Origin of the sequence: Streptomyces sp. cf386 (assembly GCF_900103585.1) — a bacterium.
In the GTDB taxonomy this organism is placed as follows: domain Bacteria; phylum Actinomycetota; class Actinomycetes; order Streptomycetales; family Streptomycetaceae; genus Streptomyces.
In genome coordinates this window covers 415,101-431,396 of record NZ_FNHV01000006.1, presented here as the reverse complement: position 1 = coordinate 431,396, position 16,296 = coordinate 415,101, and the positions used below count along the sequence as shown (strand labels likewise).

General features: G+C 69.4%; 13 protein-coding genes. 7 read left to right on the top strand and 6 right to left on the bottom strand.

Annotation, left to right across the window (positions count from 1 at the left end; genetic code table 11):
- The first annotated feature begins 103 nt into the window (after window positions 1-103).
- Together BLU79_RS18205 and BLU79_RS18200 are read left to right on the top strand one after the other, a co-directional pair.
- Entirely contained in the window at window positions 104-1,108 is a 1,005-nt protein-coding gene (locus BLU79_RS18205) for a phosphotransferase family protein (RefSeq protein ID WP_093906949.1), read from the top strand.
- Window positions 1,105-1,434, top strand: a complete 330-nt coding sequence (locus tag BLU79_RS18200; RefSeq protein WP_093906832.1) for a hypothetical protein — start codon at window positions 1,105-1,107, stop codon at window positions 1,432-1,434. Before BLU79_RS18205 ends, BLU79_RS18200 begins: the two co-directional genes overlap by 4 nt.
- On the opposite strand, the gene BLU79_RS18195 is transcribed toward BLU79_RS18200, so the two are convergent.
- Genes BLU79_RS18195 through BLU79_RS18180 form a run of 4 tightly spaced genes read right to left on the bottom strand, consistent with a single transcriptional unit; the run spans window position 1,415 to window position 5,286 of the window.
- A complete protein-coding gene (locus BLU79_RS18195; RefSeq protein WP_093906831.1) occupies window positions 1,415-2,185 on the bottom strand; it encodes a succinate dehydrogenase/fumarate reductase iron-sulfur subunit in 771 nt (256 codons plus the stop codon). The genes BLU79_RS18200 and BLU79_RS18195 overlap by 20 nt on opposite strands.
- On the bottom strand, window positions 2,182-4,125 hold the full coding sequence (locus BLU79_RS18190; protein ID WP_093906830.1) for a fumarate reductase/succinate dehydrogenase flavoprotein subunit: 1,944 nt from the start codon (window positions 4,123-4,125) through the stop codon (window positions 2,182-2,184). The genes BLU79_RS18195 and BLU79_RS18190 overlap by 4 nt, the downstream gene beginning before the upstream one ends.
- A gap of 17 nt (window positions 4,126-4,142) precedes the next feature.
- Complete coding sequence (locus tag BLU79_RS18185; protein WP_093906829.1) at window positions 4,143-4,964, bottom strand: hypothetical protein; 822 nt, start codon at window positions 4,962-4,964, stop codon at window positions 4,143-4,145.
- 31 nt (window positions 4,965-4,995) lie between these two features.
- A complete protein-coding gene (locus BLU79_RS18180; RefSeq protein WP_093906828.1) occupies window positions 4,996-5,286 on the bottom strand; it encodes a hypothetical protein in 291 nt (96 codons plus the stop codon).
- A 376-nt stretch (window positions 5,287-5,662) separates the two neighbouring features.
- Between BLU79_RS18180 and BLU79_RS18175 the strand changes: the two genes are divergently transcribed.
- Window positions 5,663-7,903 carry an ABC transporter substrate-binding protein gene (locus BLU79_RS18175; RefSeq protein ID WP_093906827.1) on the top strand — a complete coding sequence of 747 codons (2,241 nt, stop codon included), beginning with the start codon at window positions 5,663-5,665 and terminating at the stop codon, window positions 7,901-7,903.
- A 28-nt stretch (window positions 7,904-7,931) separates the two neighbouring features.
- On the opposite strand, the gene BLU79_RS18170 is transcribed toward BLU79_RS18175, so the two are convergent.
- Window positions 7,932-8,903: a LuxR C-terminal-related transcriptional regulator gene (locus BLU79_RS18170; protein ID WP_256333363.1), complete on the bottom strand. Its 972-nt coding sequence runs from the start codon at window positions 8,901-8,903 to the stop codon at window positions 7,932-7,934.
- A gap of 547 nt (window positions 8,904-9,450) precedes the next feature.
- On the opposite strand from BLU79_RS18170, the gene BLU79_RS18165 reads away from it, so the two are divergent.
- The 3 genes from BLU79_RS18165 (at window position 9,451) to BLU79_RS18155 (ending at window position 12,037) form a co-directional block, all read left to right on the top strand.
- Window positions 9,451-9,672, top strand: coding sequence for an MbtH family protein (locus tag BLU79_RS18165; RefSeq protein ID WP_093906948.1), 222 nt, complete (start codon window positions 9,451-9,453; stop codon window positions 9,670-9,672).
- 13 nt (window positions 9,673-9,685) lie between these two features.
- Window positions 9,686-10,672, top strand: coding sequence for a phytanoyl-CoA dioxygenase family protein (locus BLU79_RS18160; RefSeq protein WP_177001064.1), 987 nt, complete (start codon window positions 9,686-9,688; stop codon window positions 10,670-10,672).
- A 72-nt stretch (window positions 10,673-10,744) separates the two neighbouring features.
- Entirely contained in the window at window positions 10,745-12,037 is a 1,293-nt protein-coding gene (locus tag BLU79_RS18155; protein ID WP_093906824.1) for a cation:proton antiporter, read from the top strand.
- Between the two features lie 84 nt (window positions 12,038-12,121).
- Here BLU79_RS18155 and BLU79_RS18150 read toward each other — a convergent pair whose 3' ends face one another.
- A complete protein-coding gene (locus tag BLU79_RS18150; RefSeq protein WP_093906823.1) occupies window positions 12,122-12,631 on the bottom strand; it encodes an FBP domain-containing protein in 510 nt (169 codons plus the stop codon).
- A gap of 177 nt (window positions 12,632-12,808) precedes the next feature.
- On the opposite strand from BLU79_RS18150, the gene BLU79_RS18145 reads away from it, so the two are divergent.
- The gene (locus BLU79_RS18145) at window positions 12,809-16,285 is read left to right on the top strand and encodes a non-ribosomal peptide synthetase (RefSeq protein WP_143052504.1); all 3,477 of its coding nucleotides are present in this window, start codon (window positions 12,809-12,811) and stop codon (window positions 16,283-16,285) included.
- Window positions 16,286-16,296: the final 11 nt, after the last annotated feature.

The following is a 16,296-nucleotide window of genomic DNA, read 5'->3' as shown; positions in this document are numbered from 1 at the left end:
ATGCCCCCGCGCTACCGGGGTGGGGCCGGGGTGGGGTGAGGGGAGTGAGGGTGAGGGGAGTGGGGTGGGGAAGGATGTGCCGATGGACGAGGGGGATACACAGATGCAGCCACGAGACCGCCGCCGACCCCGCCGCGCCCTCACGCCCGCCGACCTCGCCCCGCTCACCCGCGCCGCCCTCGGCCCCACCCGGACCCTCACCGCCGTGACCCGACTGCGCGGCGGTACCAAGAAGGGCGTCTACCGCCTCACCCTCGACGACGGCTCGACCGCCGTCGCCTACGTCTGGTCAGCGGACGAGGACTACTGGGACGCGGGCACCTCCGACCTCCGCGACCCCTTCTCCCACGGCACCGGCCACCACCTGTTCACCGCGTCCCACGCCCGCCTGACCGCGGTCGGCGTCCGCACCCCCCGCCTCCTGTACGCGGACCCCACCCACACCCACCTCCCCGCGGACGCGGCGATCGTGGAGGACCTCCCGGGCGAAACCCTGGAAGACCTGCTCGCCCGCGACCCGCACGCGGCAACCGATGCCCTGCACCGCCTGGCCGCCCTCCTCGACACCCTGCACGCCGCCACCGGACCCCGCTTCGGCAAGGTCGCCCTGGTGGACAACGGGGGTTCCTCGTACGGCGGTTCATGCGAGCAGCGCGTCACCGAGGGCGCCCTGCGCGACCTCGACGAGATCGCCCGGCGCGACCCCCGCGCGGCGACCGCCCGCGAGGCGCTGGCGGACGCGGTCCGTACCCTGTCCGCCGAGGTCCGCCCCCGCGAGCGCCACACCCTCATCCACGGCGAACTGGGCCCGGACCACGTACGGTTGACGCCCGAGGGCGATCCCGTGCTGATCGACATCGAGGGTCTGCTGTACTTCGACGCAGAGTGGGAGCACGCCTTCCTGGAGATCCGATTCGGCCGCCGCTACGCCGCCTTGCGCGCCCCTGGCCTGGACGAGGACCGACTGCGGCTCTACCGCCTGGCGATGCATCTGTCCCTGGTCGCGGGCCCGTTGCGGCTCCTCGACGGCGACTTTCCGGACCCGGCGTCCATGCGGGCCATAGCCGAGTCAAATCTCTTGCGCGCGCTGGAGCTCGTGAAACGATGATCGACATGCACGAGATGCTGGTGATGGCGGCCGTCGTGGTGCTGACGGTCGGCCTGGTGATCGGCGGGGCCGCGGCCACCAAGGGATGGCTGCTTCCGGGGAAGGGGCGCGCCAAGATAGCGCGGCCCAAGGTGTGGGGGTACGGCACGCTGCTCGGCCAGGCCGGGATGGGCGTGTTCCTGTTCCTGGGCCCGCTCGAAGGGTCGAGGAACACGACGTTCTTCCCGTTCGCCATGGCAGGCATGGCCGCGTTCGCGGCCGGCCTGTACGTGCAGCGCCTGGCCCAGTCCCCGGGCCGCACCGACGCTACGAAGACCTCCTCATGATCTTCGACCCCAGCCACACCAACGGGTCGTACTTGCGGTCGACCGCCCGTTCCTTCAAGGGAATCAGCGCGTTGTCCGTGATCTTGATGCCCTCGGGGCAGACCTCCGTGCAGCACTTGGTGATGTTGCAGTAGCCGAGCCCGTGCTCGTCCTGGGCGGTCTTCTTGCGGTCCAGGCCGCTCTCGCTCGCCGCGTCCAGCGGGTGCATGTCCAGTTCCGCGACCCGCATCAGGAAGCGTGGGCCCGCGAACGCCGGCTTGTTCTCCTCATGGTCGCGGACCACATGGCAGGTGTCCTGGCACAGGAAGCACTCGATGCACTTGCGGAACTCCTGCGAGCGGTCCACGTCCTCCTGCATCATCCGGTACTCGCCGGGGCCCAGGTCCTCCGGCGGTACGAAGGCCGGGACCTGCCGTGCCTTGTCGTAGTTGAAGCCGACGTTCGTCACCAGGTCCCGTACGACCGGGAACGCCCGCAGCGGTGTGACGGTGATCGTCTCCTCCCGGGTGAACACCGACATCCGCGTCATGCACAGCAGCCGCGGCCGTCCGTTGATCTCCGCCGAACACGAACCGCACTTGCCCGCCTTGCAGTTCCAGCGGACGGCGAGATCGGGCGCCTGGGTGGCCTGGAGGCGGTGGATGATGTCGAGGACGACCTCGCCGTCGTTCACCTCGACCTCGAAGTCCTCCAGGCCGCCGCCCTGCACATCGCCCCGCCACACCTTGAAGCGGGCATCGTAGCTGCTCACGGGTAGAGCTCCTCTTCGGCGAGGTACTTGACCAGCTCCTCCTTGTCGAAGAGAGCGAGCAGGTCCGGGCGGACGGGTTCGGTGGTCTCCCGTACGAGGTCGATCTGGCCGCGCTCCGGGTCGGTGGCCGCCAGGCCGCCCGTCGGGTCGGTCAGCTGGCAGAGCAGGTTGATGTTGCGCCACTTGCGGTCCATCGTCGGATGGTCCTCGCGGGTGTGGCCGCCCCGCGACTCCGTGCGCTCCAACGCCGCCCGGGCCACGCACTCGCTGACCAGCAGCATGTTGCGCAGGTCGAGCGCGAGGTGCCAGCCCGGGTTGAACTGGCGATGGCCCTCGACGCCGGCCCGACGGGCGCGTACGCGCAGGTCCGCGAGCTTCTCCAGGGCCTGCTCCATCTCACCCTCGCGGCGGATGATGCCGACGAGGTCGTTCATGGTCTGCTGGAGCTCCTGGTGGAGGGTGTACGGGTTCTCCGGCGGGCGTCCGGCCTCCTCGCCCCCGACCGGGCCCTCCGCCGAGAAGGGCCGCAGCGCCTCCGCCGCCGCCGTGTCGACCTCCAGGTCGCTGACCTCGGGGCGTTCGAAGGCCTGTGCCGCCGCGTACTCGGCGGCGTGCCAGCCCGCCCGGCGCCCGAACACCAGCAGGTCGGACAGGGAGTTCCCGCCGAGGCGGTTCGAGCCGTGCATGCCGCCGGCCACCTCACCCGCCGCGAACAGGCCCGGCACCCCGCGCGCCGCCGCCGTGTCCGACTCGACGGCGATACCGCCCATCACGTAGTGGCAGGTGGGCCCGACCTCCATCGCCTCCGCCGTGATGTCCACGTCCGCCAGCTCCTTGAACTGGTGGTACATGGAGGGCAGGCGACGGCGGATCACTTCGGCGGGCATCCGGGTCGAGACGTCGAGGAACACCCCGCCGTGCGGAGAGCCCCGGCCCGCCTTCACCTCGGAGTTGATCGCCCGGGCGACTTCGTCACGCGGCAGCAGCTCCGGGGGACGCCGGTTGTTGTCCGGGTCCTCGTACCAGCGGTCGCCCTCCGCCTCCGACTCGGCGTACTTCTCCTTGAAGACGTCCGGGACGTAGTCGAACATGAACCGCTTGCCCTCGGAGTTGCGCAGCACCCCTCCGTCGCCACGCACCGACTCCGTGACCAGGATCCCCTTCACCGACGGCGGCCAGACCATGCCCGTCGGATGGAACTGCACGAACTCCATGTTGAGCAGGGGAGCCCCGGCGAGCAGTGCCAGCGCGTGGCCGTCGCCCGTGTACTCCCAGGAGTTCGACGTCACCTTGAAGGACTTGCCGATGCCACCCGTCGCGATGACGACGGAGGGCGCTTCGAGGACGAAGAAGCGGCCGGTCTCGCGGTCGTACGCGAAGACACCGGAGACCCGGCTGCCGTCCTTGAGGATCCTGGTGACCGTGCACTCCTGGTAGACCTTCAGCCGGGACTCGTACTCCCCGGTCTCCTTCTTGTCCTCCTGCTGGAGCGCGACGATCTTCTGCTGGAGCGTGCGGATCAGTTCCAGGCCGGTGCGGTCACCGACATGCGCGAGGCGCGGGTACTCGTGGCCGCCGAAGTTGCGTTGCGAGATACGGCCGTCCTTCGTACGGTCGAAGAGCGCGCCCCACGTCTCCAGTTCCCACACCCGGTCCGGCGCCTCCCGCGCGTGCAGCTCGGCCATCCGCCACTGGTTGAGGAACTTGCCGCCGCGCATGGTGTCGCGGAAGTGCACCTGCCAGTTGTCGTGCTCGTTGGCGTTGGCCATGGCCGCCGCGATGCCGCCCTCGGCCATCACGGTGTGCGCCTTGCCGAACAGCGACTTGCAGATCACGGCCGTACGGGCGCCTCGCTCGCGTGCCTCGATCGCCGCACGGAGGCCCGCGCCTCCGGCGCCGACCACGACGACGTCCCACTCCTGTCGGTCGACCACGGACATCAGTCAGCCCCACCCATTCAGAAGAAGCGCGGATCGTCGAAGACCCCGGACGCGACGAGATAGACGTAGAAGTCGGCGAGCGCCACGCTCACCAGCGACGCCCACGCCAGCTGCATGTGGCGGGCGTTGAGCTTCCCGATCCACTGCCACATGCGGTAGCGCACGGGGTGTTTGGAGAAGTGCTTGAGCTTGCCGCCGACGATGTGCCGGCAGGAGTGGCAGGAGAGGGTGTACGCCCAGATCAGCACGATGTTGACGAGGAACACGAGCGTGCCGAGGCCCATGTGGCCCCACTCGTAGTGCTCGTCGCGGAAGGCGAGCACGGTGTCGTACGACAGGATTCCGGCGACCAGGAGGGCGGCGTAGAAGAAGTACCGGTGGATGTTCTGCAGGATCAGCGGGAAGCGGGTCTCGCCGGAGTACTTCGTGTGCGGCTCCGCCACCGCGCAGGCCGGGGGCGACATCCAGAAGCCGCGGTAGTAGGCCTTGCGGTAGTAGTAGCAGGTCAGGCGGAAGCCGAGCGGGAAGATCAGGATGATGATCGCGGGGGAGATCCCCCACCAGCTCCCGAAGAGGTCCCAGTTCGGTCCGCCGCGCATGGTCTCGCAGTTCTCCGCCAGACAGGGCGAGTAGAACGGGGAGACGTACGGCGCCGCGTAGTAATGCGCGTTGGCGAAGGCCCGCCAGGTCGAGTACACGATGAACGCCAGCAGACCGGCCGCGGTGGCGGCGGGGGCCAGCCACCAGCGGTCGGTCCGCAGGTGCGGGGCGTCGATCGCGGCGCGCGTACCGGTTCGTACGCCGCCGCTGTTCAGATGGGGTTCCGTACCAGTGGCCAATGGATGACTCCGGTCGGGTCAGGGGGTGGAATCAGGGGGCGCGGCGGTCCCGGGCGCCGAGACCCTCGTCATCCGTGTCGATCCACAGAGAGTCGTCGTACGGCGTATCGGGGATGGTGACGAGCTCCGGCCTGCGCTGCGCGCCCGGGGACGCGGCGGAATCCCGCAGCAGCGCCACGCTCTCGCGCAGGTGGTCGGCGTCGGTGCGCACACGGCGCATCTCCAGCCCGCCGGTGCCCAGGTGCTGCTCGAGGCGGCCCACGGACCGGGCCAGGTCGTCGAGGCAGCGCTGGACAGCTGTCAGGTCGTCTTGCACGGACATGACGTGACCTCACTTCCGTGGGCCTTCGGCCCTTGGTGGCAACGTTCATGCGCCTGCGAGTGTTGCGCGTCACACCTGTCGCTGTGAAGGCATGTGCAGCGATTGGCGGATTGCACGCCTGAGACGCGCGCCCGCATGCGCTCTGTGTACGCCGGGGGACCGAGGGGAGCGAGGGGGCGCGTCGCGCCGTCCGCGTGGGAGCGCGTTGCTCCACACGGGTGGCCTTGCGCGTCCCCGCCGCCGTGTCGACTCCGCCGGGCGAACCCTTTCCTCTTCAGTGGGGGCCCTTAGATCTGATCAACTCCAAAATACCGCCAAACGTGATCAGAACACACTTATCGTCACCGGCGGGAGCGGCTCCCCGGAGGTACCTGAGATGTCCTACGACGGCTTCGGACCCAGGCCTGGCCGCACCGCGGTCATGCGCTGCGTCGGCTTCCTCGCCGCGGGCGTGCTCGCGGTGCCCGCACTCGCCGGCTGCAGTGACCCGGACCCGGCCGGAAAGCCACTGGCCGGGCAGGACATCGGCTCGGCCGACCGGGCGCAGATCGCCGACGGCGGCACGCTGCGGTGGGCCGTGGACGCCGTGCCGGAGACGCTGAACACCTTCCAGTCGGACGCCGACGCGACCACCACCCGGATCGCGCAGGCCACCCTGCCCTCGATGTTCCGGCTCGATCAGGGCGGCCGTCCGGAGCGCAACCCGGACTACCTGGAGTCCGCCAAGATCGTCGAGACCGAGCCCAAGCAGGTCGTCCTGTACAAGCTCAACCAGCAGGCCGTCTGGAGCGACGGCCGGGAGATCGGCGCCGCCGACTTCGCCGCCCAGTGGCGGGCCCTGTCCGGCCGGGACAGCGCCTACTGGACCGCCCGCAACGCCGGCTACGACCGGATCGAGGAGATCGAGCGCGGCAAGGGCGATCTGGAGGTCCGGGTGACCTTCGGGCGGCCGTACGCGGACTGGCGGTCGCTGTTCTCGCCGCTGTACCCGAAGGAGGTCATGGGCACGCCGGACTCGTTCAACGACGGGGCGCGAGGAAAGCTGAAGGTCAGCGCCGGGCCGTTCGCGGTGCAGAAGATCGACCGCAAGAAGGACCAGGTACGGCTCACCCGCAACCCCCGCTGGTGGGGACAGCGGGCCAAGCTCAACGAGATCCTGCTGCGGGCCGTGCCGCGCGACGAGCGTGCCGCCGCGCTGGCCGCCGGACATCTCGACCTGGCCGAGATCGACCCCGCCGCGGCCCGGCGCATCGCGCTCGCCGCGCCGCCGAGGGCCGCGACGGCCAGTGCCGGCGGTACGCCGGCCGCTTCCGGTTCGCCGCTGATGGGCCCCGACCGGCGCCGGACGACCCCCGAGCAGCGCCGCGAGGCGGCGGCCTTCCGGGGCTTCGAGGTGCGCAAGTCCCTGGAACCGACGTACACCCAGCTCGCCCTCAACGGCGCCGAGGGTCCGCTCGCCGACGAACGGGTGCGCCGGGCCGTGGCCCGCGCGATCGACCGCAAGGAACTGGCGAAGCTGGTCCTCGCCCCGCTGGGCCTGCCCGCCGAGCCGGTCGGCAGCCACCTCGCACTGTCCGGCCAGTTCGCGTACGCCGACAACAGCGGGGCGATCGGCGGCCAGGACACGGCGGAGGCACAGGCGCTGCTCGCGGACGCCGGATGGGTGTCGGGCGGGCCGATCAAGGAGGCGAAGAAGGGGGAGAAGGCGGCAGGACCGGAGGGGAAGAAGTCCGCAAAGGCCGAGAAGGACGAGAAGGCCGAGAAGGACGAGAAGGATGCTCGGAAGGGCGCCGAGAAGGACGGTGGGAAGGGCGCCGAGAAGGGCGCCGAGAAGGACGCCGGGAAGCGCTCGGAGTCGCCGGGCGGGGACGACGGGACGTACATCGTCGGAGGGGACGACAAGGCGGACGGCGGCGAGAGCCGCGAGGGGAAGCACCTCGCCCAGGACGGCAAGCAGTACGGCAACAGCCAGCTGCAGCAGGGCGCGGCGCCCGGCGCCTACGCCCCCCAGGGGACCCCCGCGCCGGCGGGTGCGGCGGCCCGGCCGCTGGCCAAGGGCGGCAAGCCGCTGACGCTGCGCTTCGTGGTGCCGGCGGGGGAGGGCTCCCAGACGCTGCGCACGGTGGCGGACCGGATCGGCCTGATGCTGGAGCGGGTCGGCATCCGCACGGCGATCACCAAGGTCTCGGACGAGAGCTACTTCAAGGACCACATCGCGTCCGGTCAGTACGACCTGGCCCTCTACTCCTGGCCCACCTCCGCCTACCCCGCCACCGACGCCCGTCCCATCTACGCCAAGCCGGTACCGGCCGCCGACGGCTCGCTGAACGTCGAGCAGAACTACACGCGCGTCGGCACCGACCAGGTCGACCAGCTCTTCGACCAGGCGATCGCCACCCTCGACGAGTCCGAGTCCCGCTCCCTGATCCGCAAGGCCGACTCCCGTATCTGGGCGGCGGCCGGCTCCATCCCCCTCTACCAGCGCCCCCAGCTCACGGCGGCGCGGACGAACGTCGCCAACGCGGGCGCCTTCGGATTCGGGACGCCGTTGTACGAGGACATGGGCTTCCTGAAGAAGGGTGTGCTCGTGCCTTCGGCGAGCGCCTCGTCCGACTGACCTCGCCGCACCGCTGACTCGGCCCGGGTCACTGCGGTGAGGTGAACGGCCCCGTGCCGGCCGCCCGTTGGACGCCGAGCAGATAGCCCGCCTGGAACCGGCTGTCGGCCCCGAGCCGTTCCATGATCTCGGCGATGTGCCGTCGACAGGTGCGCACGGACATGGCCATGCGCTTCGCGATCACCTGATCGGACACGCCCTCGCTGAGGAGCAGGGCGATCCGTCGCTTGAGCTGTTCCGCGACGTCGGCGACCTCGTCGTTCCGCCAGTCCAGGGGGAAGCGGGCCGCGGTGAGCCACCAGATGTCGAAGGTGCTGGCGATGAAGTGCACGAGGTTGGGCTCGCGGACCACGATCGCGGCGTTCATGTCGCCCTGGACGCCGATGACGGCCGTCTTTCGGTCGAAGAGCAACAGGCGCATGAACTCGTCGTCCATCGTCCGGACTTCGGCACCCAGCCGGGAGACCCGCTCGACGTAGGCGCGCGTCCCATGGCTGAACCGGGCGGTGTGCTGGTACAGGGTGCGCATGCGGACGCCGCGTTCGAGCATCGCCTCGTCCCGGCCGATCGCCTCCTCCAGGATGTCGGCCTTGCGTCCGCCGCCCGGCTGTGCGGTCAACACCTCGGTCTCGGCGGTCGTGGACAGCTTGGTGATGGTCGCGAGCGCCTGGTCCAGGGTGACCAGGTACTCCAGCGAGCCGTCGGAACGCTCCCCCGTGAGCCACTCCGAGTAGATCGGGGCGAGGTCCATCAACTGGTCGCGCATGGCCTCGATGCGATGGCGCTGGGAGAGCAGGACGCGCTCCATGGGGGCGAGAACACGTTCGACCGCCCGTTCCGGTGCCACGGCCACCGGCGACTGCTCCGAACCCTTGTGCACGAGGCCGAGTTCCACCAGGTCCGCCACTGCGTGGTCAGCGCATTCGGGCGGCAGGCCCAGGTCGTCGAGAGCCTCCGCGAGGCCGGCGGACGGTCGTTGGAGCAGGTGCCGGTATACCACCTTCTTGGCGTGATCACGGCATTTGCTGTCGATTGAGCCCGTATGATTGCTAATCATTCACTTACTCCCCCTCCTCATGACGGTGTCATGCATATTCATGATCTACCACAAAGGTGGTTGGGGAAACTGTTACCTGACAGGGTGGAGTTCGGCGCCATACCAGGTCGTGTATCACCGGGGCGAGCCGCACAACGGCAACCTCGGGAAGGTACTGAAAGGACACATGGGACAGATGAGGTACCTGTTTATCCCGCTCCTGACCGCATGCGTTTTCCTGCATGACACCGGCTGGGGCGGCTGATCGCGAAAGATCCTTGCTCGACCGGCAGGGGAAGCGATTTCGGGGGTAGCACAAATGCGGGGGACGCAGACTTGTGCAGGCTGTGGACGACGCGAGTGGACGCATTGCCGCTGACGGCATGTTGATCTCTGCCACTCGCGATTCGCCGTCGGACAGCCGTTCTTGTGCCTTCTTGTAGGGCCGTCCCGCACGACGCCCTTGGCTTCCCGCGGGATGCGAATCCATACAGAAAGGCACTTTTCGGTGGTGAAAAACCCCTTCGAGGACGCGGACAGCGCCTACTTCGTCCTGGTCAACTCCGAGGGCCAGCACTCACTGTGGCCCTCCTTCGCCGAGATCCCGGCCGGCTGGACGACCGCCTTCGGCGAGGCCGACCGCGAGGCATGCCTGACGTACGTCGCCCAGTCGTGGAGCGACATGCGGCCGAAGAGCTTGGTGATCGAAGATTCCCGGAAAATCCGTAATTGAAATGGAGGGCTTCATGTCCGACCTGACGCCCCGTGAGTCGCTCGTCAAGAACGGCTTCGTCGGTCCGTTCCCGCGCTTTGCCTCGATCGAGGCCCTCGATCAGATCGCCGAATTCTACAGCGACATGCTGGAGAACGCGCCGACTCATCCCATGTACAAACGCTATTCGCTGCGCGACTGGCACCTCATCAATGACCAGATTCGCGAGCTGCTGTCCGCTCCCGAACTGGTCCGGACGTTGCAGGACACCCTCGGTGCCGAATCGCTGCTGCTGTGGCGCACCAAGCTGTTCGAGAAGTTCCCCGGCGACGGCGCGATCGAATGGCACCAGGAATACGGCTACTTCGACGGTGAGGAAGTCGGCGGGCACCGGCCGGCGCTTTTCCCGATGAACCCGGCAGGCGAGTGGGACTGGACGCTCTGGCTGGCGCTCACCGACGTCTCCGAGGACGACGGCGTCATGGAGTTCATCAAGGGCTCCCAGCGCCTCACCTACCCGAAGCGGATGGTCCAGCTCAACGAGTCCGGTGCCTTCGTCGATCCGCGCAACCGGGTGCGCACCAAGGAGGAGTTGCTCGCCAAGGCGGCCAACAACAGCCTGGTGCTCGACATCGACACGCGCAGGGTGTTCGAGGGCATCGACACGGACAAGTACTCCCTCGATGAACTCTTCGAGATCTTCGACACGTTCTGCGCCGGCCTGCTCGCCGTGGTCACCGAGCCTTTCGAGGTCGATCCGGCCGACACCGAGACCATGCCGATGAAGAAGGGCGAGTACGTCATCTTCAGCGAGCGCTGCATGCACCGGTCCCGCGCCTCCCTGCCCACCGCCAAGAAGCGGCTCGCGGTCAACGCCCGCTACACCCTCGGCGACACCTGGGTGTATCCGCAGCGCACCACCGCCGACACCTTCGACGGTTCGAACCTCGACATCAGCGAGCACAAGGTCGTGCCGCTGTTCGGCACCTCGCTCAACCCGAACAACGCCTACCTGACCTGATCCGCCCGCTGCCGGGGCGCGACACACCGTGCCCCGGCGGTCCGCGGGTTCGAACCGAATCGGAGACGGCTCATGACCGGCAATCCCATCGCGACCTTCTTCATAGCGGTGGCGACCGTGCTCGGCGCGGCTGTGGTCTTCGGCGCCGCGGCCCGGCGCGTGGGCCAGCCCGCCGTGGTCGGAGAGATCATCGCGGGCGTGGCGCTCAGCCCGATGGTGCTGTCGAGCACGGTGAGTGACACCCTCTTCCCCGCTGACGTGAAGCCGATGCTGGGAGCCCTGGCCAACATCGGCCTGGCCGCGTTCATGTTCATGATCGGCCGTGAGCTCGACATCGCGCTGCTGCGCGGCCGCGCTCGGGCCACGCTGGGTGTGGCCGGCGGCAGCGTGCTGCTCCCGCTGGCCGGCGGAATCGCGGCGGCCGTTCCGCTGGCGCAGACCTACGCGCCGGGAAACCACACGGCGTTCGTGCTGTTCACCGGGGTCGCCATGTCGGTGACCGCCTTCCCGGTGCTGGCCAGGATCCTGTCGGACCGGGGGCTGAACCGCTCGCCGATCGGCGGGGTCGCGCTGGCCGCCGCAGCTGTCGGCGACCTGGCGGCCTGGAGCGGTCTGGCCGGTGTCGTCGCCTACGTCGGCGCCACAGGCCAGTGGAACATGGTGCTGCTCCCGGGCTATCTGATCCTGATGGCCACCGTGGTGCGTCCGCTGCTGGCGGCCCTGCTGCGGGCGGCCGAGCGGCGCGAGCAACTGGCCGCCGCCCTGCTCCCGACCCTGGTGGTCGGACTCGCCCTGTCGTGCGCCGCCACCGAGTGGCTGGGGATTCACTTCATCTTCGGTGCCTTCGCCTTCGGCGCCGTCCTGCCCCGCTCCGTCTCGGCGGGTGAACACGCCGGTGTGGTGGGCAAGTTGGAGCTGCTGGGCGCCGTTCTGCTGCCGCTGTACTTCGTCAACGCGGGTATGAAGGTCGACTTCAAGGGCCTGGACGTGTCCCTGCTGGGGGTCCTGGCCCTGGTGCTCACGGTGGCCATCGCCACCAAGGCGGTCGGTGTGTACCTCGCCGCCCGGATGGTCGGGATCCCGCACCGCGGTGCCTTGCCGATCTCCGTGCTGATGAACACCCGTGGACTCACCGAGATCGTCATTCTCACGGTGGGTCTGGACGCCCACCTCATCAACCAGTCCTTCTACTCGGTGATGGTGGTGATGGCCGTACTGACCACCGCGATGACGGGCCCGCTGCTGCGGCTGCTCCGCGTCGGCCCCGACGGCAGTGAGATACCGATCGGCAAGAAGGACCTCGAAGGGCAGGGGGCCGGGGCCCGTCCGGAGCGGGTCACCGCGGACAACGGTCCGCGCAGCTGATGAACGCCGGGACCGGGTCGGGTGCGACAAGGGTCCGGTGGCGGAAGGCCTCGGCACCCCTGTCGCACGGCCACCCGGTGCGGCTCAGCTCTTGGAGCCGTGGAGGATCTGGTCGATGAACTGCTCCAGATTCGTCCGGGCGCGGACGACCAGCTCGTCCAGGGTGAGCGACTCCTCGATCCGGCCGCCGATCACCGGTTGTTTCTTGCCCCGGAGGTAGAGCGAACAGGCGAGATCGGTGCACAGATACTGGCCGACCGTGTTGCCCTCCCGGCCCGCGACGCCGGCCCGGCGGGCGGCGAACAAGGACACCCCGGAGCCGCCGTGCATGGTCAGGCAGACGGAACAGATACTCGTCCGCAGCAGGCTTCGGCGTAGGCCGACCGGAACGCGCATGCTGAGCCCGATGTACCCGTTCTCCCGCTCGGCCACCAGATATCCCCGGTCCGGCGCACCCGGATCGCGCCAGCCGAGGAAATCAAGGTGCTCCCAGGGGAGTTCGGCCAGTCCGCGCGGCAGGCTGATTCGACTCGCCTCCCCCTTGGAGCAGTTGATGAAGGATGCGCGGATCGTTTTCTCATTCAGCGGTTCCATGGGCGGGAGATTAACAGCGAAAGCCTTCATGGATGTCTGGTTTATTGGCTTTTGTGGTGGTGTATCGGCCGTGCAGCTTCCTGTCGTGCACCTTTAGGAACTACCTCTGTGCTCGAACTCGACCGCCCGAGCTGACAGGCTCGTAAATTGCAATCATCTTGAGGTGTGGGGGACTTCATGTCTTTTCGGAGCGTTCCGAGAACGCAAGCCGAGGAGTGGCTGGCAAAAGTCTTCGGTGAGATTCTCGGCATTTCCCATGTCGCTCCCGACGCCGATTTCTTCGACCTGGGCGGGGACTCCGTTCGTGCGGTCCGGGTCATCTCCCGGATTCGGGCGAGGTCCACGGCGGAAATTCCGCTCGCCATGCTTTTCGAGCACCGCACGCCGACCGCCCTGGCCGATCGGCTGGACCTCGACCTGCTCGACCTGGAGGACGCCGACGCCCCGGTGATCGAGCCCGCTCCGGGACGCCTCGGGGAGCCGTCGCACGCCCAGGAGCGGCTCTGGCTGCTGGACCAGCTCACCGGTGAACTCGCGGTCCACAACGAGCCGATGGTGTTCCGTCTGCGCGGCGAGGTCGACCCGGAGGCGCTGCGCACCGCGCTCCACCGTCTGATCGACCGTCACGAGGTGCTGCGCACCTCCTTCGTACTCGACGGGGACCGGCCGGTGTCGCGCGTCGAGCCCACACCGACCGCGCAACTCGCGGTGGTCGAGCTGCCCGAGGAAGCGGCCCTGGAGCGGATTCGGGCCGAGCTCTCCACCGCCTTCGACCTGGGAGCGGCCCCGCTCTTGCGGACGCTGCTGCTCCGCGTCGGGAGCCGTGAGTCCCTGCTGGTGCTGAACCTCCACCACATCGTCACCGACGGCTGGTCCGCCGGGATCGTGCTGCGGGAGCTCGGGGAGGCGTACCGTGCGGCCCTCGCCGGACAGCCCTCGCCGGGCGAGCCGCTCGACCTCCAGTACGCCGACTTCGCCGCCTGGCAGCGTGCGTGGCTCGCCGCGGGCGAGGGCGAACGGCAGCTGGACTACTGGGCGTCCAACCTGGCCGGAGCCCCCGAGCTGTCGGCGCTGCGGCCGGACCGGCTCCGGCCCGCGGTACAGACGTACCGTGGCGACCACGTCCGCTTCGCCCTGCCCGCGGAACTGGGCGCCGAGGTGGCGGCGGCGAGCCGCCGGCACGGAAGTCTGCCCGGCACCTGGCTGCTCGCGGTCTACCTGCTCGCGCTGCACAAGCACACCGGACAGCGCGACCTGGTGGTGGGCACCCAGGTCGCGGGCCGCTGCCGTCCGGAGACCGAGCGGATGGTCGGCGTCTTCGTCAACACCCTGCCGGTGCGCTCCGGTTACCTGGAGCGGGACGACTTCGCGGGGTACCTGGCCGAGCTGGGGCGCACCTGGCTGGGCGCCCTGGACCACCAGGACGTGCCGTTCGAGCAGATCGTGCAGCGGCTGAACCTCGCGGGTGTCTCCAGCCATTCGCCCCTGGTCCAGACGCTCTTCGCGTATCGGGAGGCCGTGGAGCCGCTGCGGCTGCCCGGCCTGGAGACCGAGGCGGTCGAGGTGACCGGCGAGACCGCCCGCTTCGACCTGTCGCTGTCGGTGCGGCGATCGGCCGACGGATCGCTCGGCTGCGACCTCGAGTACAGCACCGACCTCTACGACCGCTCCACCGTCGAGCGCTTCGCAGGGCACTTCCGCACCCTGCTGGAGCAGGTGCTTCAGGCGCCGCGGCGGCAGCTCGCCCGGTACCGCCTGAGCACCCCCGAGGAGCTGGCGCAGCTCGCCGCCTGGAACGCCACCGGCACCGACTTCCCCGCCGACCGCTGTCTGCACGAACTGGTCGAGGACCAGGTGCGGGCCACCCCGGACGCCCCGGCCCTGGTGATGGGCGACACCGAGCTGGACTACGCCGAACTGGACGCCCGCGCCAACCGGCTCGCCCACCACCTGGTGCGGCTCGGTGTCCGTCCGGACGACGTGGTCGGCGTGTGCCTGGACCGCTCACCGGAGCTGATCGTCGCCCTGCTGGCGACACTCAAGGCGGGCGCGGCCTACCTTCCGCTCGACCCGCAGACGCCCCGGCAGCGCCTCGACCAGATCATGACCGACGCCCGCTCCCGGGTGTGTCTCACCCTCGGCCGGCAGACCGACCGGGCACCCGAGGTGGCTCACCTGGTCGTGGTCGACGACACCGCCGCGGCCTTCGCCGAACTGCCCAGGACCAAGCCCGCGGTGGCCGTCCGGCCGGCGAACCTGGTCTCGGTGTACTACACGTCCGGGTCCACCGGCGCGCCCAAGGGCGTGGCCAGCACCCACGCCGGCTGGGTCAACCGCATGGTGTGGATGCAGAAGCAGCACGCCCTGCGCCCCGGCGAGACGGTGCTGCACAAGACGACGCTGACCTTCGACGACTCGGCGCTGGAGCTGTTCTGGCCGTTGATGTACGGAGGGCGGATCGCCCTGATGGAGCCGGGGCTGCACCGTGACCCCGAGGCCATCCTCGCGGCCGCGACCAAGTACCGGACGGTCCTGCTCCAGACCGTGCCCAGCATGCTCACCCTGCTGATGGACACCGTCACCGAGGCGGACCGGGCGGCCCTGGGCGCCCTGCGCAACACCGTGTCCAGCGGCGAGGCGCTCACCCCGGCGGCCGTGCGCCGCTTCCACGAGGTAATGCCCGGGGCGCTGCACAACACCTGGGGCGCGACCGAGGTGTCCATCGACTCGACGATCCGCACCTGCACGCCCGAGGACGGCGAGGACACCGGCGCGGTGAGCGTCGGCGTGCCCTTCGACAACAACACCGTGTACGTCCTCGACCCGGCGTTCAACCCCGTCCCGCCGGGCGTGGTCGGTGATCTGTTCATCGGCGGCCTCGGACTGGCGCGCGGCTACCTGAACGACCCGGTGAAGACCGCGCAGGCCTTCCTGGCCAGCCCGTTCGTGCCGGGGGAGCGGCTGTACCGCACCGGCGACCAGGGCTATCTGCGCGCCGACGGCTCGATCAAGTTCATGGGCCGCAACGACCACCAGATCAAGATCCGCGGCATGCGGGTGGAACTCGGCGAGATCGAGTCCGTCCTGCGTGACCACAGCCGGGTGCAGGACGCCGCCGTGGTCGCCCGGCGGACTTCGGGCGGCCACTACCGGCTCACCGGCTGTGTGACGCCCCGCCGGTCCGACGACGCCCCGACCGTCGGTGAGCTGCGGCAGCACCTCGCCGAGTGGCTGCCCGAGCACATGCGACCGCCGTTCCTGATGGTCCTGGAGCGGATGCCGCTCAATGCCAACGGCAAGATCGACCGCCACCGTCTCCCCGACCCGGCCCAGGGCCAGGAAGCGGCGGAACGCGAACGTGCCCCGCTGGAAGGCCCGGTGGAGCAGGCCGTCGCCGCGATCTGGGCCAACGTCCTGGAGGTCGAGACGGTGGGGGCCGACGACAACTTCTTCGATCTCGGAGGCCACTCGCTGATCGCCACCCGGGTGGTGGTGCAGCTGCGCGACGGGCTCGGCGTCGACCTCCCGCTCCAGACCGTGTTCACGCAGCCGGTGCTCCGCTCCTTCGCGGCCGAGGTCGAGAGCACGCTCATGGCCCGGATCAGCCGGATGAGCCCGGAGCACATGCGCGCCCTGCTCGACACGCTCGGCTGACGGCCGGCTCC